This is a genomic window from Streptomyces sp. NK08204, assembly GCF_020400585.1.
Taxonomy (GTDB): domain Bacteria; phylum Actinomycetota; class Actinomycetes; order Streptomycetales; family Streptomycetaceae; genus Streptomyces.
The window spans coordinates 97,997-117,767 of record NZ_JAINVF010000018.1 but is presented as its reverse complement, the minus strand read 5'-3'; the positions used below and the strand labels follow the sequence as shown (position 1 = coordinate 117,767).

Here is a 19,771-nt window from a genome sequence, read left to right as displayed (position 1 = left end):
CGGGGACCTCCGGGTCGGGGTAGGGCGGATCTCTTGCCGACCAGACTTCCCGGCACACCTTGAGGGTCTTTTCACGTTGGGACTTTGCTTAGTTTACCTAAGATTGCCGGGTGGCGCATCCGGTGATGCGTGCATCATGCGCAAAAGGGGCACCCGGCGTCTCCGCCGGGTGCCCCTCGGTGCCGTGGCGTCTGGGCCTTTGTCGCCGTGCCGCCTGGGCCTTCGCGTCTTGGTGCCAGGTGTCCTAGTCCTCGCTGGGCGCGGCCGGCAGCTTGGCCTGGATGAGGTCCATGACCGTGGAGTCGGTCAGTGTGGTGACGTCACCGAGCTGCCGGTTCTCGGCCACGTCACGCAGCAGCCGGCGCATGATCTTCCCGGAGCGGGTCTTCGGCAGCTCCGCCACCGGCATGATCCGCTTGGGCTTGGCGATCGGGCCGAGCGTGGCGCCGACGTGGTCGCGCAGCTCGCCGATCAGCGTGTCGTCCTCGGACGCCGTGCCGCGCAGGATGACGAAGGCGACGATCGCCTGACCGGTGGTCTCGTCGGTGGCGCCCACGACGGCCGCCTCGGCGACCGACGGGTGCGAGACGAGCGCCGACTCCACCTCGGTGGTGGAGATGTTGTGCCCGGAGACGAGCATGACGTCGTCCACCCGGCCCAGCAGCCAGATGTCCCCGTCGTCGTCCTTCTTCGCGCCGTCGCCGGCGAAGTACTTGCCCTCGAAGCGCGACCAGTAGGTGTCGATGAACCGCTGGTCGTCGCCCCAGATGGTGCGCAGCATCGACGGCCACGGCTCCGTCAGCACCAGGTAGCCGCCGCCGCCGTTGGACACCTCGTTCGCCTCGTCGTCCACGACGGTCGCGCTGATGCCGGGCAGCGGGCGCTGCGCCGAGCCGGGCTTGGCCTCGGTGACACCGGGCAGCGGTGAGATCATCATCGCGCCGGTCTCGGTCTGCCACCAGGTGTCCACGACCGGCGTCCGGTCCGCGCCGATGTGCTTGCGGTACCAGACCCACGCCTCGGGGTTGATGGGCTCGCCGACGGAACCCAGGATGCGCAGACTGCTCAGGTCGAACTTCGCGGGGATGTCGTCGCCCCACTTCATGAACGTCCGGATCGCGGTCGGCGCGGTGTAGAGGATCGTGACCTTGTACTTCTGCACGATCTCCCAGAACCGGCCCTGGTGCGGGGTGTCCGGCGTGCCCTCGTACATCACCTGCGTCGCGCCGTTGGCCAGCGGTCCGTACACGATGTAGGAGTGCCCGGTGACCCAGCCGATGTCGGCCGTGCACCAGAACACGTCCGTCTCCGGCTTGAGGTCGAACACCGCCCAGTGCGTGTACGCCGTCTGCGTGAGGTAGCCGCCCGAGGTGTGCAGGATGCCCTTCGGCTTACCCGTGGTGCCGGAGGTGTAGAGGATGAACAGCGGGTGCTCCGCCTCGAACGCCTCGGGGGTGTGCTCGGCCGACTGGCGCCCCACCAGGTCGTGCCACCACACGTCCCGGCCGTCGTGCCAGGCCACGTCCTGTCCGGTACGGCGCACCACGAGCACGTGCTCGACGTTGTCGACCTTCTCGATCGCCTCGTCCACGGCGGGCTTCAGCGCGGACGGCTTGCCGCGCCGGTAGCCGCCGTCGGCGGTGATGACGACCTTGGCGTCCGCGTCCCGGATGCGGGTGGCGAGCGCGTCCGCGGAGAAGCCGCCGAAGACGACCGAGTGCGCGGCGCCGATGCGGGCCGAGGCCAGCATGGCGATCGCGGCCTCCGGGATCATCGGCATGTAGACGGCGACCCGGTCGCCCTTGCGGACTCCCAGCTCCAGCAGGGCGTTGGCGGCCCTGGAGACCTCGTCCTTCAGCTCCGCGTAGGTGATGGCGCGGCTGTCACCGGGCTCGCCCTCGAAGTGGATGGCGACGCGGTCCCCGTGCCCGGCCTCCACGTGCCGGTCCACGCAGTTGTACGCGACGTTCAGCTCGCCGTCCTTGAACCACTTCGCGAACGGCGGGTTCGACCAGTCCAGCGTCTCGGTCGGCTCCTTGGCCCAGGTCAGCCGGCGGGCCTGCTCGGCCCAGAAGCCGAGCCTGTCAGCCTTGGCCTGTTCATACGCCTCCGCCGTGACGTTGGCGTGTGCGGCCAGGTCGGCGGGCGGCGCGAACCTGCGTTCTTCCCTGAGCAGGTTGGCCAGGCTCTCGTTGCTCACGACATCTCCCTCTCGAAGGGTGTCTGTTGTGTCCCAGGCCACAGCTCATCAGACGCGGGGGCCCGGTGACAAGGGTGGACGGCAAAATTGGTGTAGACCTGTGTTCAGTGTGCGGCTCGTACGCACAGATGGGTGAAGTGAGCATTTCATCGGCTTGTCGTACTAATTCCTCCTCGGTCCCGTGCGACCTTGGCGGCACTGTCGGCGCAGACCCGGCATACCGCCAGAAAACGGCCCTCGTCAGCGTTGGTCCGAGAGAAGGAAGTAGGTGGGCGGAACATGGCCGCCACCCAGAGGATCGCCGTCGGTGCCATGGTCGCCGCGGCTTGTGCCGCGTCGCTCGCGGGTTGCGCGAGCGGCGGCGGCTCCGAGGAACGGACGCCCGGTCCGCAGAAGGGGGCGCCGGCGCCCAGGAGCGTCGTCCGTCTGATCGGTGACGGGTCCACCTCGTACACCGGGGCGCAACCGCACCTGCCCCGGCCCGAGCGGATGAGACCCGGTCAGAAACCCCCGCAGTTCGTGGTGTTCTCGTGGGACGGGGCGGGCGAGGACAGCCAGAAGCTGTTCTCGCACTTCCGCAAGGTCTCCAAGGAGAACCACGCGACCATGACGTACTTCCTCAGCGGTGTGTACATGCTGCCGGAGGAGAAACGCGACCTGTACAGGCCGCCCCAGCACTCGCCCGGCCGCTCCGACATCGGCTTCAACGACGAGGAGGGCATCAGGAACACCCTCAAGCAGGTGAGGCTGGCCTGGCTGGAGGGCAATGAGATCGGCACCCACTTCAACGGTCACTTCTGCGGCCCCGCCGGCGGGGTCGGCACCTGGTCGGTGGACGAGTGGAAGAGCGAGATCGCCCAGGCCAAGCAGTTCGTGAAGTCCTGGAGGACCAACACCGGCATGAAGCAGGCCCCGCCGCTGCCTTTCGACTACGACAAGGAGCTGATCGGCGCCCGCACCCCCTGTCTGGAAGGCCAGAAGAACTTTATGGAGGCGGCCCGGCAGCTCGGCTTCCGCTATGACTCCAGCGGTGTCAACAACCAGGTCTGGCCCAAGAAGAAGGAGGGCCTGTGGGACCTGTCGATGCAGCTGGTGCCCTTCCCCGGCCACACCTACGAGCAGCTGACCATGGACTACAACTTCATGGTCAACCAGTCCGGCACCAAGACCCAGGGCGATCCCGACAAGTTCGACTACTGGGGTGAGCAGATGCGCGACGGCCTGCTCAAGGGCTTCTACCGGGCCTACGACGGCAATCGCGCACCCCTGATCATCGGTAACCACTTCGAGTCCTGGAACGGCGGCACCTACATGCGTGCCGTCGAGGACGTGGTGAAGGAGGTGTGCAACAAGCCGGACGTGCGGTGCGTCTCCTTCCATCAGCTCGCCGACTGGCTGGACGCCCAGGACCCGCAGGTCCTGCAGAAGATGCGCACCCTGCAGGTGGGCGAGGCGCCCAGGCAGGGCTGGGCGTCCTTCCTCTCCGGCGGCCCGGCCCCGGCACCGAAGGGCGTGCCCGGGGCGCCGGCGGTCGCGCAGTAGGCCGTAACGGTCAGGCGGGAGCTGTCACACGGGAGTCGTCAGAAGGTCTGTCACGCGGGAGCCGTCACGCCCGCGTCGATGGCCTCGCCGAGCACGAACCCGGGGTCGACCTGCGCCGCCAGGTCGACCCCGGTGCGCTCGTTGCCCCACGCCTCGGCGTTCTTCAGGTGGAAGTGCACCATCTGCCGGGTGTAGCGCTCCCAGTCGCGCAGCTCGTACGTCGTGTCGACGGCGTCCCGAAGGATCTGCAGGGCGCGGGAGTTGGTCGCTTCCAGGAGGTCGAACCGGGGCGGGCGTCCCTTCTCCATGGCGCGCACCCACTCCGAGTGCCCGACCGTCACGAGCAGGTCGTCCCCGACCTCCGCGCGGAGGAAGTCGATGTCGTCCTGCGCCTGGACCTTGTTGCCGACGACCTTCAGCGTGATGCCGAAGTCGCGTGCGTACTCCTTGTACTGGCGGTAGACGGAGACCCCCTTCCGGGTCGGCTCGGCGACGAGGAACGTCATGTCGAAGCGAGTGAACATGCCGGAGGCGAAGGAGTCCGAACCGGCCGTCATGTCGACCACGACGTACTCGTCGGGGCCGTCGACGAGGTGGTTCAGGAACAGCTCCACCGCTCCTGTCTTCGAGTGGTAGCAGGCGACCCCCAGGTCGGCGTCCGTGAAGGGCCCTGTGACCATCAAACGGACGGCACCCCCGTCGAGTTCCACTGGACGCGCGCAGGCGTCGTAGATCGGGTTCGGCTCCCGGACCCGCACCAGCCGCGAGCCCGCGCCGGGCGGAGTCGTCTTGATCATCGTCGCGGCGGAGGCGATGCGCGGATTGCCGCCACGCAGGTGGTCCTTGATCAGCGGCAGCCGCTCGCCCATGGCCGGCAGCGCGGCGGCCTCGGCTTCGTCGAGGCCGAGCGCGGGGCCGAGGTGCTGGTTGATGTCGGCGTCGATGGCGACCACCGGGGCGCCGACAGCCGCGAGGTGGCGGATGAAGAGGGAGGAGAGCGTGGTCTTGCCGCTGCCGCCCTTCCCGACGAAAGCAATTTTCATGTTCACCAAGAGTAGTCAGGTGATCGCTGGGAGTGTCAGGTGGAGTGAAGAAGACCACTCCTTCGTGGGGTGAGGCAGTGAGGTGGCTACTGTCGTACTCATGAGTACGACAGGCGCGACCGCCGATCCGCTCGCGGCCCTGGGCTCCCTGCCCGGTGTGGCCGAGTCCGTGGAGTCCGTGCGCAAGGCCGTGGACCGGGTCTACGGGCACCGGGTCATGCGGCGCCGCAGCAACGAGATCACCTCCGAGGCGGCGCTGCGCGGCGCCCGCGGCTCCGCGGCGCTGTCCGGCGCCGACTGGGCGCTGGAGGAGGTGCGTCGGCGCACGGACTTCAGCGCCGACCCTGAGGCCCGCGTCGTGGGTGCGGCCCTGCGGTTGACCGCGGAGGCGGGCCAGCTGCTGTCCATCTGGCGGCAGTCGCCTCTCAGGGTGCTGGCCCGGCTGCACGTGGTGGCCGCCGCGGAGCCGGGTGACGAGGTCGGCAGGCCGCGTCAGGCGGGCGAGGCCGTGGACGAGCCGCTGATCGAGCTGCCACTGCCGGAGGTCCAGGAGGTGTCCGGCCGACTGGAGGGGCTGGCAGACCTGATCATCGCGGGAACCTCCGCGCCCGCGCTGGTGACGGCCGCCGTGGTGCACGGCGAGCTGCTGGCGCTGCGCCCCTTCGTCTCGCACAACGGTCTGGTCGCGCGCGCGGCCGAGCGGATCGTTCTCGTCGGCAGTGGCCTGGACCCCAAGTCCGTCTGCCCGGCCGAGGTGGGCTACGCCGAACTGGGAGGCGCTTCCTACCTGGCCGCACTGGAGGGGTACGTCTCCGGGACCCGTGAAGGCATGGCGGCCTGGATCGCCCACTGCGGCAAGGCTGTCGAGCTGGGCGTGCGCGAGTCGACGGCGGTGTGCGAGGCGCTGCAGCGCGGCGCGGCCTGAGCGAAGCTCCCTGAACGGGTTGCGGCGGTACGAGTGCTCGTACCGCCGCTGGCATGCTCACCCGGTTACCAAGCGTCCTCGATATTTCGCCCATCAGGTCGGGGTGCTTTGCCCGTCACCTGGTGCGGCTGGCCCGTAATCGACGGGTCGACGTCGCGTGGGTGCCGGATGGTCATGCGGGGTCCGTGGGGCCAGGTGCGTACAGACAGGTCATCCTCTCGGATGTCCTTTGGTCTCGCGGGCCGCTGACTCCTTTGTACTGCAGAACGGGATCAAGCGGTACCCCTGTGTGCACTTCTTTGCCATCAGGTGCAAACAGGGGTGAATAGGGCACATCGATCAGGATATGGTTCCGCGTCGCCGGTTGGAATACCACACGAAGCCGGCCGTCGCGGCGGCTGCGCCTATCGCCGCCGCCGCGACCAGGGCTGGACGCGGCGGCACGGACAGGGCGGGCAGCCGCTGCTTGAGCCGCACCGGCCGGCGGAACTCCAGAACCGGCCAGTCGCGCGCGAGCGCCTCCCGGCGCAGCGCGCGGTCCGGGTTCACGGCGTGCGGGTGCCCGACCGCCTGGAGCATCGGCAGGTCGGTCGCCGAGTCGCTGTAGGCGTAGCAGCGGGCCAGGTCGTAGCCCTCGGAGGCGGCCAGTTCCCGGACCGCTTCGGCTTTGGTCGGGCCGTAGGCGTAGTACTCCACCTCTCCGGTGAAGCAGCCGTCGGGGCCGACGACCATGCGGGTGGCCACCACCCGGTCCGCGCCCAGCAGTTCGCCGATCGGCTCGACCACCTCCGCGCCCGAGGTGGACACGATCACGACGTCGCGTCCGGCCGCGTGGTGCTCCTCTACGAGGGAGGCGGCCTCGTCGTAGATGATCGGGTCGATCAGGTCGTGCAGTGTCTCGGCGACGATCTCCCGGACCTGCTGGACGTTCCAGCCGCGGCACAACGTCGACAGGTACTCGCGCATGCGCTCCATCTGATCGTGGTCGAGACCGCCGACCAGGAACACGAACTGGGCGTATGCGGTGCGCAGTGCGGCCCTGCGGTTGATCAGTCCGCCTTGGTAGAAGGACTTGCTGAAGGTGAGCGTGCTCGACTTCGCAATGACCGTCTTGTCCAGGTCAAAGAAGGCGGCTGCGCGGGGCAAGGAGTGGTTTTCCACGACCTGAGCATATGCGCCCACCATTCGGCGTAAGGTGGGGCGCGTGGGTTTGCCTGAGAGGGCTCTCGGGTACACCATGGAAGTCACGGATCGTTCGCGACCGTGCTAACCCGGTCCGACTCCTCCCCCCCCGAGTCGGCCGTGGGGACGACCCCCGCTCTCCCCCCCGGCGGGGGTCGTCGCATGTCCGGGTGGGTTTTCCCTTTCCTTGCGTCCGTCACGGGACTGCGGCGAGCGGCTTCGGCCGCTTTTCGTCATGCGCATGATCTGTTACTCAGGGTAATCATGGAGCTGCTCTGCGGAAGTCGTACGGGGATCAGCGCAGGGGTCACCGGTATGGGTGACATCGATATTCACAGCCGCTGAGTTGTCCACAGATTTCCACCAAGATCCACATGATTTCGAGGTTCGCTCCATCGTGATTCCAGCGCGGTCCGGGCCGGCGAGTTCATGGCCGGTTCGCATTGCCGGAAGGCGTATGTCCGGTTTCTGAGGGCCGCTCATATGGAGGCCGTATGCCGGTTCTCCACACGTTCGGGAATCGCGGGACCGCAGCGGTCCGCGCGGAACACGCAGCGAAGGGGGAGCACACATGACCGGAACCGTCACCCACGACCCGCCGCCCACCGGCGCGGGCCGACCGGGCCGGCCGCTCATCGTCACCGAGGACGCGGAACTGCTGGACGACCTGCTGCGTCTGTGCGCGGCGGCCGGAGCCACACCCGAGGTCCACCACGGCGTTCCGGAACGCGGCGGCGGCTGGGAAACGGCCCCGCTCGTCCTGGTCGGCGACGACGCCGCCGGCCGGCTGCGCGGTGCCGCCCGCCGACACGCAGTGGTGCTGGTCGGCCGCGACCAGGACGACTCCGAGGTGTGGAAACGGGCCGTCCAGATCGGCGCCGACCACGTCCTGATGCTGCCCGACGGCGAGCAGTGGCTGGTCGACCGGATCGCCGACGTCGCCGAGGGTGTCGGCCGCCCGGCCCTCACCGTCGGCGTGATCGGTGGCCGGGGCGGGGCCGGTGCGTCCACCCTTGCCTGCGCACTCGCCGTCACCTCCGCGCGCGAGGGACTGCGCACCCTGCTCGTGGACGCCGATCCGCTCGGCGGCGGACTCGACGTACTCCTCGGCGGTGAGAACACGGAGGGGCTGCGCTGGCCCGCCTTCGCCGCCTCGCGCGGCCGGGTCGGGGGCGGCGCCCTGGAGGAGTCGCTGCCCGAGCTGCACGCGCTGCGGGTGCTCAGCTGGGACCGCGGCGACTGCGTCGCCGTCCCCCACCAGGCCGTCCGCGCGGTGCTCGCCGCCGCCCGGCGGCGCGGCGGCACCGTCGTGGTCGACCTGCCCCGCCGCCTGGACGACGGGGTTGCCGAAGCCCTCGCCCAGCTCGACCTGGCGCTGCTCGTCGTCCCCGGCGAACTGCGGGCGGTCGCCGCTGCAGGACGCGTCGCCTCCGCCGTCGGCATGGTCGTGCGCGACCTGCGGGTGGCGGTGCGCGGCCCGTACGCGCCCGGCCTCGACGACCGGGAGGTGGCCCGGCTGCTCGGCCTGCCCCTGGCCGGCGAGGTCCCCGTCGAACCGGCGCTGCTGCGTCCGCGGGGCGGGGCGAAACCACCCGCCGCGGCCGGACGCGGCCCCCTCGCCCGCTTCTGCGCGAACTTCTGGGAGCGGACCCTGGTCGAGACGGGAGCCACCGGATGACGTCTCCCGGACTGCTTCCCGGACTGCGTCCCGCACTCGAGCGGGCCGACGGCGCCGCCCTGCTCGACGGCGTCCGGCGCCGGCTGGCCGAGAGCGGCGCCGAACCCACCCCCGCACGCGTGGCCCAGGCACTGCGCGAACAGGGCCGCGTGCTGGGCGACGCCGAGGTGCTCGGCGCAGCCGAACAGCTGAGGTCCGAACTCGTCGGCACCGGCCCGCTGGAACCGCTGCTCGCCGCCGACGACGTCACAGACGTCCTGGTGTCCGCCCCGGACCGGATCTGGGTGGACCGGGGCGGCGGCCTCGAACTGACGCCGGTCACCTTCCCCGACGCGACCGCCGTCCGACGCCTGGCGCAACGCCTGGCCTCCGTGGCCGGACGCCGTCTGGACGACGCACGGCCCTGGGCGGACGCCCGGCTGCCCGACGGGACCCGGCTGCACGCGGTGCTGCCCCCGGTGGCCGTCGGCTGCACCTGCCTGTCCCTGCGGGTCGTACGGCCCCGGGCGTTCACCCTCGACGAACTCGTCACGGCCGGCACCGTGCCGCCCGGCGGTGACCGGATCCTGCGGGCGCTGCTGGCGGCCCGGCTGTCCTTCCTCGTCAGCGGCGGCACCGGAAGCGGCAAGACGACCCTGCTGAGTGCCCTGCTCGGCCTGGTCGGACCGGGCGAGCGGATCGTGCTCGCCGAGGACTCGGCCGAGTTGAGACCGGACCACCCGCACGTCGTACGGCTGGAGACCCGGCCCGCCAACCAGGAGGGCGCCGGCCTGGTCACCCTGGAGGACCTCGTCCGGCAGGCGCTGCGGATGCGGCCCGACAGGCTGGTCGTCGGCGAGGTGCGCGGTCCCGAGGTGGTGCATCTGCTGGCCGCGCTCAACACCGGCCACGAGGGCGGGTGCGGCACCGTCCACGCCAACGCCGCCGCGGACGTACCCGCCCGCCTGGAGGCGCTCGGCACGGCGGCCGGGCTCGACCGGGCGGCGCTGCACAGCCAGTTGGCGGCGGCGGTCGCCGTGGTGCTCCACCTCGTACGGGACCGGTCCGGACGGCGCCGGATCGCCGAAGTGCACGTCCTGGAGCGCGAGGCCGCAGGACTGGTGCGGACGGTTCCCGCCCTGCGCTGGGGCGAACGGGCCTTCGCCCCGGAGCGCGGTTGGGAGCGGCTGCGGCAGCTGCTCAGCGGATCGAGTGATTCCAGCGACTGGGAGCGAGAGTGAAGTGACCAGAGGGATCGGTGAGATGTGGGTGGCGGCTGCGCTGTGCCTCGGTGTCGCCATGTGGGTGCTCGGCGGGCGCCACTCCGGGGTGCGGCGGGCGCGGCTGCTGCTGGCGGGCGGCGGAGTGGTGGCCACCGGGCCGCCGTCATGGGAGTGGGCGCTCGGCGAACTCCGTCGGCGGTCCGACGGGTTGGGCGCCGAGTGGTGGTCGCTCGCCGTCGGGCTGCTGCTCGCACTGCTGGGCGCCTCGGTGCTCCCGGTCTTCGTGGGGGCCGCAGGAGTGCTGATGCTGCGGCGGGTACGGCTGGCCCGGCAGGCCAGGCGCGAGCGGGAGCGGCGGGTGGACGCGGTGATCGCCCTGTGCGGTGCCCTCGCCGGGGAGGTGCGTGCCGGGCGGCAGCCCGGCGAGGCGCTGCTGCGGGCCGCGGGGGACTCCGGCGGGCTGGGGGACGCGCAGCCCGCCGTGGCCGCCGCCGCCAGGTTCGGTGGGGACGTGGCGGGCACGCTCGCCGCGGCGGCCCGGCAACCGGGCGCCGAGGGTCTGCTGGGGCTCGCCGCGTGCTGGCGGGTTGCTGTGGACCAGGGCGCCGGTCTCGCGGCCGGCCTGGACCGGCTGGACGGGGCACTGCGCGCCGAGCGGGACCAGAGGGCCGACCTGCGTGCTCAGTTGGCGGGCGCCAGGGTCACCGCGCTGCTGCTCGCAGCGCTGCCCTCCCTCGGGCTGCTGCTCGGCGCGGCCATGGGTGCCCACCCGCTGCGGGTCCTGCTGCACACCGGGGCCGGGCTGGGCTGCCTGGCGGCCGGGGCGGTGTTCGAGGCGGCAGGGGTGTGGTGGGCGGCCCGGATCGTACGGGGAGCGGAGGCGGTGTGAGCGGGGAGTTCGTCCACAGGCTGGGGACGGCGGTGGCCGTGGTGACCGCCCTGGGCTGGTCGGTGCACCGGCTGGACCTGGCGCGGCGCCGACGCCGGGCGCGGCGCCGGGTGGCCGAGCTGCTGCCCCGCGAACCGGCGGTGACACCCAGGCGGCGCCACGAAATCGTCGGCACGCTACGGCGATGGCTGCCCCTGGCCGGGGCGGTCTGCGGGGTCTGGGCGCTGGTCGGCGGGTTCGCCGGGGCGCTGCTCGGTCTGGGCGCGGGCGCGGCGCTGTGGCGATGGCGCCGGTGCCGGCCGGAGGAAAACCGCGTGACGGAGGCCGACACCGCGCGCGCCGCCCGGCAACTCCCGCTGGCGGCCGACCTGCTGGCGGCCTGCATCGAGGCCGGTGCCGGCCCGGTGATCGCCGCCCAGGCGGTGGGGGAGGCCCTCGGCGGGCCCGTCGGCCTGGAGCTGGCACGGGGTGCGGCGGAGGTGCGGCTCGGCGGCGAACCGGCGGATGCCTGGCGGCGGCTGGCCGCGCTGCCGGGTGCCGCGGCGCTGGCGCGGCTGCTGCGACGGGCCGACGAGTCCGGGCTGCCCGCGGCCGGACCGGCCGCCCGTCTCGCCTCGGACGCACGTGCGGAGTGGGCCCGCACCGCCACGGCCCGGGCGCGCCGGGCGGCCGTGCTGGTCTCCGCGCCGGTCGGGCTGTGCTTCCTGCCCGCCTTCGTCGCGATCGGCGTGCTGCCCGTCGTGATCGGGCTCGCGGGTGGCGTGGTGGGAGGAAGGTGATGCGGGTGGTGGCGGCGCGCACAGGTGATCGCGAAGAACAGCAGAGCCGAACGACGAAGGGCGAATGGCGAAGCCGAGCAACTAGCCGAACGACAAAGCCGAACAACAGGGTCGAACGCAGAGCCGAGCGACGGAACCGGACCTCACGGGGGTTGAGATGAGCAAGAAGGCCGGCAGGACGGTCAGCAGGACGGTCGGGACAGCCGTGGCGTGGCTGCGGGGGCTGTGCCGCCGGGGTGCGGGACGGGACGCGGGGATGGTGACGTCCGAATATGCGATGGGGATCATCGCGGCGGTCGGGTTCGCGCTGCTGCTCTACGAGGTCGTCACCAGCGGCCAGGTCAAGGCGGAGCTGCAGTCCATCGTGAAACGAGCCCTCAGTGCGCGGATGTGAGCGGGCGGGGGACCAAGGGTTCGTGACCGCGGAGGCCGCCGTGGTGCTGTCCGTGCTGGTGGCGTTCACCATGACGCTGGTCTGGGGGCTGCTCCTGGTGGCAGCGCAGATCCAGTGCGTGGACGCCGCCCGCACGGGCGCCCGGTCCGCGGCCCGCCAGGACCCGGCCGAGGCGGTGGTGAAGGTGACCCGGGACGCGGCGCCGCGTGGGGCGCGGGTGACGGTCGGGCGCGAGGGCGACAGGGTCCGGGTGACGGTGGTGGCGAAGCCGCCGGTGCTGAGTGGACTGCCGTTCGAGGTACGAGAGGAGGCCGTGGCGTTGGCCGAGGACACCGTGGAGGCGATGGACGCCGTCGGGACCGAAGGGGCGGGGCGGTGAGGCGCGGATGCGGAAGCGGGGCCCGTCCGGGTGGCTCCGACCGGGGCTCAGCGACCGTCTGGAGCCTCGGGGCGATCGCGCTGCTGTGCGGGGTGTTCGGCGCCGTGCTCGGCCTCGGGCAGGCCGTGGTCGTCCGGCACAGGGCAGCCGGCGGTGCGGATCTGGCGGCGCTCGCAGCGGCGGACCACTGGGCCGAGGGCGGCACGGAGGCCTGCGCCCGTGCGGGGCGGGTGGCGGCGGCCCAGGGCGTACGGCTGGTGCGGTGCGCGATCGTGGGCGACACCTCGGACGTGACCGCGGCCTCGGGCCGGGGACCCTTCGCGGCGGAGGTCAGGGCGAGAGCGGGTCCTGCGGATCCTGTGGGTCCCGCGGGTCTGGTGGTTCCGGTGGACCCGGACCGCGGCTCCTCATCCGTTCGGCCTAACCTCTCGACGAATCCTCTCCCGGCTGCTGATCCGAATGCTCCGGCTGCTCCAGCGGGTCCGGGTGGTCCGTTGCCCCTCGCAGCAGGACCGTGAGGAGGCGTACCGCGCCCCTCTTGTGCAGCGGTTCGTTGCCGTTGCCGCACTTGGGGGACTGGATGCAGGACGGGCAGCCTGCCTCGCACTCGCAGGAGGCGATGGCCTCACGGGTGGCGGTGAGCCAGGCCCGGGCGGTACGGAAGGCGCGCTCGGCGAAGCCCGCGCCGCCCGGGTGGCCGTCGTAGACGAACACCGTCGGCAGGAGGGTGTCGGGGTGCAGCGGGACCGAGACCCCGCCGATGTCCCACCGGTCGCAGGTCGCGAACAGGGGCAGCATGCCGATGGAGGCGTGCTCGGCGGCGTGCAGGGAGCCGCCGAGGATCTCCGGGCCGATCCGGGCCTCGTCCAGCTGGTCCTCGGTGACCGTCCACCACACCGCGCGTGTGCGCAGCGTACGAGGAGGGAGGTCGAGTTTCGTCTCGCCCAGCACCTCCCCGGTGATCAGACGCCTGCGGAGGAAGGAGACGACCTGGTTGGTGACTTCGACGGAGCCGTAGCACAGGCGGCCGGCGCCCCACGGGATCTCGGTGTCCGTCTCCAGGACGGCGATCGACGTGGTGTCGCGGGCGACCGTCGAGTACGGGGGGTCGGCCTGCTCGACCAGGGCCACGGAGTCCTCCAGGTCGAAGGAGCGGACCAGATAGGTGCGGCCCTGGTGCAGGTGCACCGCGCCCTCGTGGACCGTGGAGTGCGCGGCGGCGGCGTCGACCGTGCCCAGCAGGCGTCCCGTGCCGGACTCCACGACCTGGACCGGGCGCCCGCCGGTGCCGCGGATGTCGGTCAGGTCGGCGGCTCGTTCCCGGCGGGTCCAGTGCCAGGCCTTCGTCCGGCGGCGCAGCAGCTTCGCGGCCTCCAGCTGCGGCAGCAGCTCCGCGCAGGCGGGGCCGAAGAGGTCCAGGTCCTCCTCGGTCAGCGGCATCTCCGCGGCGGCGGCGCACAGGTGCGGGGCGAGGACGTAGGGGTTGTCGGGGTCGAGAACGGTGGATTCGACCGGCCGGTCGAACAGGGCCTCGGGGTGGTGGACGAGGAAGGTGTCCAGGGGATCGTCGCGGGCGACGAGGACCGCCAGGGCGCCCTGCCCGGAGCGGCCCGCGCGGCCCGCCTGCTGCCACAGAGAGGCGCGCGTGCCCGGGTATCCGGCGATCACCACCGCGTCCAGGCCGGAGACGTCCACGCCCAGCTCCAGGGCCGTCGTGGCGGCGAGGCCGAGGAGTTCACCGGAGTGCAGGGCGCGTTCCAGGGCACGGCGCTCCTCGGGGAGGTAGCCGCCACGGTAGGCCGCGACACGCCGGGCCAGGGAGCGGTCGACCTCGGCCAGTTTCTCCTGGGCGATCACCGAGATCAGCTCGGCGCCGCGCCGGGAGCGTACGAAGGCGACCGAGCGCACGCCCTGCACGGTGAGGTCGGTCAGCAGGTCGGCGGTCTCGGCGGTGGCGGTACGCCGAACGGGGGCGCCCTTCTCACCGTGCAGCTCGGTGAGCGGGGGCTCCCACAGGGCGAAGACGAGCTCTCCACGCGGGGAGGCGTCGTCGGCGACCTCGACCACCGGCAGGCCGGTCAGCCGGCGGCCGGCGGCAGCGGGCTCGGCGGCGGTCGCGGAGGCCAGCAGGAAGACGGGCGAGGCGCCGTAGCGCGCGCACAGGCGGCGCAGCCGGCGCAGCACCTGGGCGACGTGCGAGCCGAAGACACCCCGGTAGGTGTGGCACTCGTCGATGACGACGTACTTCAGGGACTTCAGGAAGGAGGACCAGCGCGGATGGGAGGGCAGTACACCCCGGTGGAGCATGTCGGGGTTGGTGAGGACGTAGTTGGCGTACTGGCGGATCCACTCGCGTTCCTCGAACGGAGTGTCGCCGTCGTACACGGCCGGGCGTACGGCGGTGCCCAGCGGTCGTGACAGTTCCTTCACCGAACGGCACTGGTCCGCCGCGAGTGCCTTGGTGGGGGCCAGGTAGAGGGCGGTGGCGCCGCGGCCGTTCGGGGCCTCGGAGCCGTCCAGGAGAGCGGACAGGACGGGCACGAGGTAGGCGAGGGACTTGCCGGAGGCGGTGCCGGTGGCGACGACCACCGACTCCCCGTCCAGGGCGTGCTCGGCGACCTGCGCCTGGTGTGCCCACGGGTGCTCGATGCCGCACGCCCGGACGGCTGCGATCACCTCGGCCCTGATCCGGTCGGGCCAGATGGCATGGCGGCCCGCGCGCGGGGGCAAGTGCTCCGTATGAGTGATGCGTGCAGCCCGGCTCGGCCCGGAGGCGAGCCGGCCCAGGACCACGCCCGGAGACGGGCGGGACGCCGGGTCCGCCAGGGGTCGATCGGATCGGTGATTCTCGGCCATCGGGACCGAGTGTGTCACTGGCGTGACGGACAATGGGGCCAAGGCGTCGTGCACGCCTGCCAGTAAGTGATTGAATGCCATCGCGGCTGGCGATGCGTCCCGGGGGCCGCAAGCCCAGGTGTCCCGAGGGGCGACCGCTCGATAGCAAGGTGCTGGAGGATCCGTGGACCTGTCCCTGTCGACCCGTACCGTCGGCGATCGTACGGTCGTCGAGGTCGGTGGCGAAATCGACGTATATACCGCGCCCAAGCTGCGTGAACAGCTGGTCGAGCTGGTGAACGACGGGAATTTCCACCTCGTCGTCGACATGGAGGGCGTGGACTTCCTCGACTCCACCGGACTCGGCGTGCTCGTCGGCGGCCTGAAGCGAGTGCGCGCCCATGAGGGCTCGCTGCGCCTGGTCTGCAACCAGGAGCGCATTCTCAAGATCTTCCGTATCACCGGCCTCACCAAGGTGTTCCCGATCCACACCTCGGTCGAGGAAGCGGTGGCGGCCACCGACTGACCCGGGCCGCACACACCGACACCGGGTCGCCGACCGGCCCGTACGTCGGTCGGCCCAACCCCGCCCGGGCCCGTTCGGCCGGAGCGCAGAAGTTCATCAGGGGGCTCGGGCTTTCGGCGGCCCGGCCCCCGACCGCACGCCCGTAGTCGCGAGGGGGATGCATGGCCACCGTCGAACTCCGCTTCAGCGCGCTGCCCGAGCACGTCCGTACCGCCCGACTGGTGGCAGCGGCGGTGGCGCGCAGGGCCGGGGTGGACGAGGCCGTCCTGGACGAGGTCCGGCTCGCCGTGGGCGAGGCCTGCTCCCGTGCCGTCGGACTGCACCAGAGCAGCGGCATCACCTCGCCCGTGAAGGTGGCGCTGATCGAGGAGGAGAAGCAGTTCTCCATCGAGGTCGGCGACGAGGCCCCGCACGCGGTCCGCGGTGAGGGCACAGCCGCCCAGGAGGGCGAGGCGGAGGCCGAGGAGGACGAGATGGGCCTCGCGGTCATCAGCGGCCTCGTCGACGACGTGAAGGTCACCACCGGGGAGAACGGCGGGCTGATCCGCATGACCTGGCCGACCGCACCGCCGCCCGCCGCACTCGTCTGAGCTGTACCCGCGACACCACAGGGGCCCTGCTGAGCAGGGCCCCTGTGGCGTTTCCGGTCGCCGTTTCCCATCGCCGTTTCGGATCGCCATGGAATTAGTGAAGAAATTCACGATCAATAGCCCGATAATTTGATCAAGCGTCAATGCGGCCGTCAATGCTTTTGAGGCGTTACCTCGTTCGGGTTTGCTGAAGGGCAGGTCGTAGCCAATTTCGTTTACCGTGCCCTTTTTAGATCACTCCGGGGTACCTACAATCCGTCCACATCTTGAGCTCAGCCCAAGCGTCAAGGAGGACGAATGGCGGGGCTTTCTACCCCTCATCAGTTGGGTCACCCCACACCCCTCGCAGCCGCGGTCCTGACCCACGACAACCGGATCCTCGTGGCGGTGATCGCCGCCGTTGCCCTGGCCGCGCTCGTGGTCGCGGGCATCCTGGTACGCCAGGTGCTGGCGGCGGGCGAGGGCACCGACAGCATGAAACGGATCGCCGAGGCGGTCCAGGAAGGCGCCAAGGCGTATCTCGCGCGGCAGTTGCGCACCCTCGGTGTATTCGCCGTCGTGGTGTTCTTCCTGCTCATGCTGCTGCCCGCGGACGACTGGAATCAGAGAGCCGGACGGTCGGTGTTCTTCCTGATCGGTGCGGCGTTCTCGGCGGCCACCGGTTATATCGGCATGTGGCTCGCCGTGCGCAGCAATGTGCGAGTCGCCGCCGCGGCGCGGGAAGCCACCCCGGCCGAAGGCGAACCGAAAAAGGATCTCACCACTGTCTCGCACACCGCGATGAAGATCGCATTTCGCACGGGCGGCGTCGTCGGCATGTTCACGGTGGGGCTCGGCCTGCTGGGCGCCTCGTGTGTGGTGCTGGTGTACGCGGCCGACGCTCCGAAGGTGCTGGAGGGCTTCGGCCTCGGCGCCGCCCTGATCGCCATGTTCATGCGTGTGGGCGGCGGCATCTTCACCAAGGCCGCCGACGTCGGCGCCGACCTGGTCGGCAAGGTCGAGCAGGGCATTCCGGAGGACGACCCGCGCAATGCTGCGACCATCGCCGACAACGTGGGCGACAACGTCGGCGACTGCGCGGGCATGGCGGCCGACCTGTTCGAGTCGTACGCCGTCACCCTGGTGGCCGCGCTGATCCTCGGCAAGGCCGCGTTCGGCGACTCAGGACTGGCCTTCCCCCTGCTGGTGCCCGCGATCGGCGTGCTCACCGCGATGATCGGCATCTTCGCGGTCGCCCCGCGCCGCAACGACCGCAGCGGTATGACCGCGATCAACCGCGGCTTCTTCATCTCCGCGGTGATCTCCCTGGCGCTGGTCGCGGTCGCGGTCTTCGTCTACCTGCCCGCGAAGTACTCCGACCTCCACGGCGTCACCGACGCGGCGATCCGGGGCAAGGACGGCGACCCGCGGCTCCTCGCCCTGGTCGCGGTCGCCATCGGCATCCTGCTCGCCGCCGTCATCCAGCAGCTGACCGGCTACTTCACCGAGACCAACCGCCGCCCGGTGCGGGACATCGGCAAGACCTCCCTCACCGGCCCCGCCACCGTCGTCCTCGCGGGCATCTCGGTGGGCCTGGAGTCGGCCGTCTACACCGCCCTGCTCATCGGGCTGGGCGTGTACGGCGCGTTCCTGCTCGGCGGTACGTCGATCATGCTGGCGCTGTTCGCGGTCGCCCTGGCCGGCACCGGCCTGCTCACCACGGTCGGCGTGATCGTTGCCATGGACACCTTCGGTCCCGTCTCCGACAACGCGCAGGGCATCGCCGAGATGTCCGGCGACGTGGAAGGCGCGGGCGCCCAGGTGCTCACCAACCTGGACGCGGTCGGCAACACCACCAAGGCCATCACCAAGGGCATCGCGATCGCCACCGCCGTCCTCGCGGCGTCCGCGCTCTTCGGGTCGTACCGGGACGCGATCACCACCAACGTGCACGACGTGGGCGCGAAGCTCAGCGGGCCGGGCTCACCCCTGACCCTGTCGCTGGACATCTCGCAGCCCAACAACCTGGTCGGCCTCATCGCGGGCGCCGCAGTCGTCTTCCTCTTCTCCGGACTCGCCATCAACGCCGTGTCGCGGTCGGCGGGTTCGGTGGTCTTCGAGGTGCGGCGGCAGTTCCGTGAGAAGCCCGGGATCATGGACTACACGGAAAAGCCCGAGTACGGCAAGGTCGTCGACATCTGCACCAGGGATGCCCTGCGGGAGCTTGCCACACCGGGACTGCTCGCCGTCATGGCGCCGATCTTCGTCGGGTTCACGCTCGGCGTCGGCGCGCTCGGTTCCTACCTCGCCGGCGCCATCGGCGCGGGCACGCTCATGGCCGTGTTCCTCGCCAACTCCGGCGGCGCCTGGGACAACGCCAAGAAGCTGGTGGAGGACGGCCACCACGGCGGCAAGGGCAGCGAGGCCCATGCGGCCACGGTGATCGGCGACACGGTCGGTGACCCCTTCAAGGACACCGCCGGACCCGCGATCAATCCGCTGCTGAAGGTCATGAACCTGGTCTCGCTGCTCATCGCGCCCGCGGTGATCAAGTTCTCCTACGGCGAGGACAAGAACATCGGCGTGCGGATCCTGATCGCGGCCCTCGCGCTCCTGGTGATCGCCGGCGCGGTCTACGTCTCCAAGCGGCGCGGCATCGCCGTGGGCGACGAAGAGGGGAGCGCCGAGCGGGTCAGCAACTCGACCGATCCCGCGGTGGTTTCATAGGTCGCCCCGAGAGGCCCTGCGCAACGGGCGGGCGGGTGGCGCGTGCTGACGTGCCGCCCGCCCGCCTTCGCGTGTGGTCCATGTGGGTCCACGTCCGTCCGTGCGCCGGTCCGTGCGTGGTCTCGTGCCTGGTCTCGTGCGTGGTCTGCCGTGGTCTCGCCCACGTCGTGAGCCTTCTCTCTCTTGGTGCAAAGAGTCACAAAAGGCTCCTCGGGGGGCGTTCGGTATGTGGAGGGTGTCCGTCCGCGTGTAGATTCCGGGGGCCGAGAGCCATGGAAGGGACCGATCCGGTGAACAAGAAGCTCACGGCCGCACTGTCCGGCGGTGCGGTACTGGTGGTGGCGGCGCTGTCGGGATGCAGCAGCAAGGACAGCGGGCCCGACCCCAAGCTGGTGGCCTGGGCCAAGACGGTGTGCGACGCGGTGCCCGCGCAGGACATGAAGATCAAGGCTGCGAACGCGGCGATCGCCGAGACGGCTGCGGACACCACCAATCCGCCCGGGACCATCCAGAAGACGGACTCCAAGGCGTTCCAGGACATGGCTGACGGCTACAAGGCGCTGGCCACCGCGATCAGCAACGCCGGCGCGCCTCCCGGGGTCGACGGCGGCGCCAAGCGGCAGCAGGACGTCGTCAGGAACCTCAACAGCCTCTCCTCCTCGTACGCCGACCTGAAGAAGAAGGTCGACGCGCTCAACACCAAAGACCAGGGGAAGTTCGCGAAGGGGCTGCACGACGTCGCCTCCCAGATGACGGAGCTGGAGACCAAGAACAAGAGCGGCACCGAGGCGCTCAAGAACCTGGAACAGGGCGACGTCAAGGACGCGATCGCCCAGCAGCCCAGCTGCAAGAAGGTCGCCTCGACGGCGTCCGCCACGACCGGCTGAGGCCGCCTGCGCGG

At 71.0% G+C, this 19,771-nt stretch carries 17 protein-coding genes; 13 read left to right on the top strand and 4 right to left on the bottom strand.

Annotated features, from left to right (window positions below):
• Nucleotides 1–244: 244 nt before the first annotated feature.
• Nucleotides 245–2,200 (bottom strand): acetate--CoA ligase, encoded by a 1,956-nt coding sequence (gene acs, locus K7G59_RS24600; protein WP_225837742.1) that lies wholly within the window; start codon nt 2,198–2,200, stop codon nt 245–247.
• Between the two features lie 279 nt (nt 2,201–2,479).
• Between acs and K7G59_RS24595 the strand changes: the two genes are divergently transcribed.
• Nucleotides 2,480–3,742 carry a hypothetical protein gene (locus tag K7G59_RS24595; RefSeq protein ID WP_225837741.1) on the top strand — a complete coding sequence of 421 codons (1,263 nt, stop codon included), beginning with the start codon at nt 2,480–2,482 and terminating at the stop codon, nt 3,740–3,742.
• 50 nt (nt 3,743–3,792) lie between these two features.
• Here the strand turns inward: K7G59_RS24595 and K7G59_RS24590 are convergent, their stop codons facing one another.
• Nucleotides 3,793–4,785: an ATP-binding protein gene (locus tag K7G59_RS24590; protein WP_225837740.1), complete on the bottom strand. Its 993-nt coding sequence runs from the start codon at nt 4,783–4,785 to the stop codon at nt 3,793–3,795.
• 100 nt (nt 4,786–4,885) lie between these two features.
• Here K7G59_RS24590 and K7G59_RS24585 point away from each other — a divergent pair, with 100 nt between their 5' ends.
• Nucleotides 4,886–5,710, top strand: a complete 825-nt coding sequence (locus K7G59_RS24585; RefSeq protein ID WP_225837739.1) for a Fic family protein — start codon at nt 4,886–4,888, stop codon at nt 5,708–5,710.
• Nucleotides 5,711–6,049: 339 nt separating this feature from the next.
• Here K7G59_RS24585 and K7G59_RS24580 read toward each other — a convergent pair whose 3' ends face one another.
• Nucleotides 6,050–6,895, bottom strand: a complete 846-nt coding sequence (locus K7G59_RS24580) for an HAD family phosphatase (RefSeq protein ID WP_225837738.1) — start codon at nt 6,893–6,895, stop codon at nt 6,050–6,052.
• Nucleotides 6,896–7,463: 568 nt separating this feature from the next.
• On the opposite strand from K7G59_RS24580, the gene ssd reads away from it, so the two are divergent.
• From ssd to K7G59_RS24545, 7 genes are all read left to right on the top strand, one after another.
• On the top strand, nt 7,464–8,570 hold the full coding sequence (gene ssd / locus K7G59_RS24575) for a septum site-determining protein Ssd (RefSeq protein ID WP_225837737.1): 1,107 nt from the start codon (nt 7,464–7,466) through the stop codon (nt 8,568–8,570).
• Complete coding sequence (locus K7G59_RS24570; RefSeq protein WP_225837736.1) at nt 8,567–9,790, top strand: TadA family conjugal transfer-associated ATPase; 1,224 nt, start codon at nt 8,567–8,569, stop codon at nt 9,788–9,790. The genes ssd and K7G59_RS24570 overlap by 4 nt, the downstream gene beginning before the upstream one ends.
• A 22-nt stretch (nt 9,791–9,812) precedes the next feature.
• The gene (locus tag K7G59_RS24565) at nt 9,813–10,661 is read left to right on the top strand and encodes a type II secretion system F family protein (protein WP_225837796.1); all 849 of its coding nucleotides are present in this window, start codon (nt 9,813–9,815) and stop codon (nt 10,659–10,661) included.
• Complete coding sequence (locus K7G59_RS24560; RefSeq protein ID WP_225837735.1) at nt 10,658–11,440, top strand: type II secretion system F family protein; 783 nt, start codon at nt 10,658–10,660, stop codon at nt 11,438–11,440. The genes K7G59_RS24565 and K7G59_RS24560 overlap by 4 nt, the downstream gene beginning before the upstream one ends.
• A gap of 157 nt (nt 11,441–11,597) precedes the next feature.
• Nucleotides 11,598–11,834 (top strand): DUF4244 domain-containing protein, encoded by a 237-nt coding sequence (locus K7G59_RS24555; protein ID WP_225837732.1) that lies wholly within the window; start codon nt 11,598–11,600, stop codon nt 11,832–11,834.
• Nucleotides 11,835–11,856: 22 nt separating this feature from the next.
• Complete coding sequence (locus K7G59_RS24550) at nt 11,857–12,213, top strand: TadE family type IV pilus minor pilin (RefSeq protein WP_225837730.1); 357 nt, start codon at nt 11,857–11,859, stop codon at nt 12,211–12,213.
• Nucleotides 12,210–12,731 (top strand): Rv3654c family TadE-like protein, encoded by a 522-nt coding sequence (locus K7G59_RS24545; protein WP_225837728.1) that lies wholly within the window; start codon nt 12,210–12,212, stop codon nt 12,729–12,731. The genes K7G59_RS24550 and K7G59_RS24545 overlap by 4 nt, the downstream gene beginning before the upstream one ends.
• Here the strand turns inward: K7G59_RS24545 and K7G59_RS24540 are convergent.
• Nucleotides 12,634–15,150, bottom strand: coding sequence for a DEAD/DEAH box helicase (locus K7G59_RS24540; protein ID WP_225837726.1), 2,517 nt, complete (start codon nt 15,148–15,150; stop codon nt 12,634–12,636). The two genes, K7G59_RS24545 and K7G59_RS24540, sit on opposite strands and share 98 nt — an antisense overlap.
• A gap of 82 nt (nt 15,151–15,232) precedes the next feature.
• Here K7G59_RS24540 and bldG point away from each other — a divergent pair, with 82 nt between their 5' ends.
• The 4 genes from bldG (at nt 15,233) to K7G59_RS24520 (ending at nt 19,757) form a co-directional block, all read left to right on the top strand.
• On the top strand, nt 15,233–15,574 hold the full coding sequence (gene bldG, locus K7G59_RS24535) for an anti-sigma factor antagonist BldG (protein ID WP_010986038.1): 342 nt from the start codon (nt 15,233–15,235) through the stop codon (nt 15,572–15,574).
• Between the two features lie 161 nt (nt 15,575–15,735).
• A complete protein-coding gene (locus K7G59_RS24530; RefSeq protein ID WP_225837725.1) occupies nt 15,736–16,164 on the top strand; it encodes an ATP-binding protein in 429 nt (142 codons plus the stop codon).
• A gap of 297 nt (nt 16,165–16,461) precedes the next feature.
• Nucleotides 16,462–18,870 (top strand): sodium-translocating pyrophosphatase, encoded by a 2,409-nt coding sequence (locus K7G59_RS24525; protein ID WP_225837724.1) that lies wholly within the window; start codon nt 16,462–16,464, stop codon nt 18,868–18,870.
• A gap of 272 nt (nt 18,871–19,142) precedes the next feature.
• Complete coding sequence (locus tag K7G59_RS24520; RefSeq protein ID WP_225837723.1) at nt 19,143–19,757, top strand: small secreted protein; 615 nt, start codon at nt 19,143–19,145, stop codon at nt 19,755–19,757.
• The last annotated feature ends 14 nt before the right edge of the window (nt 19,758–19,771 follow it).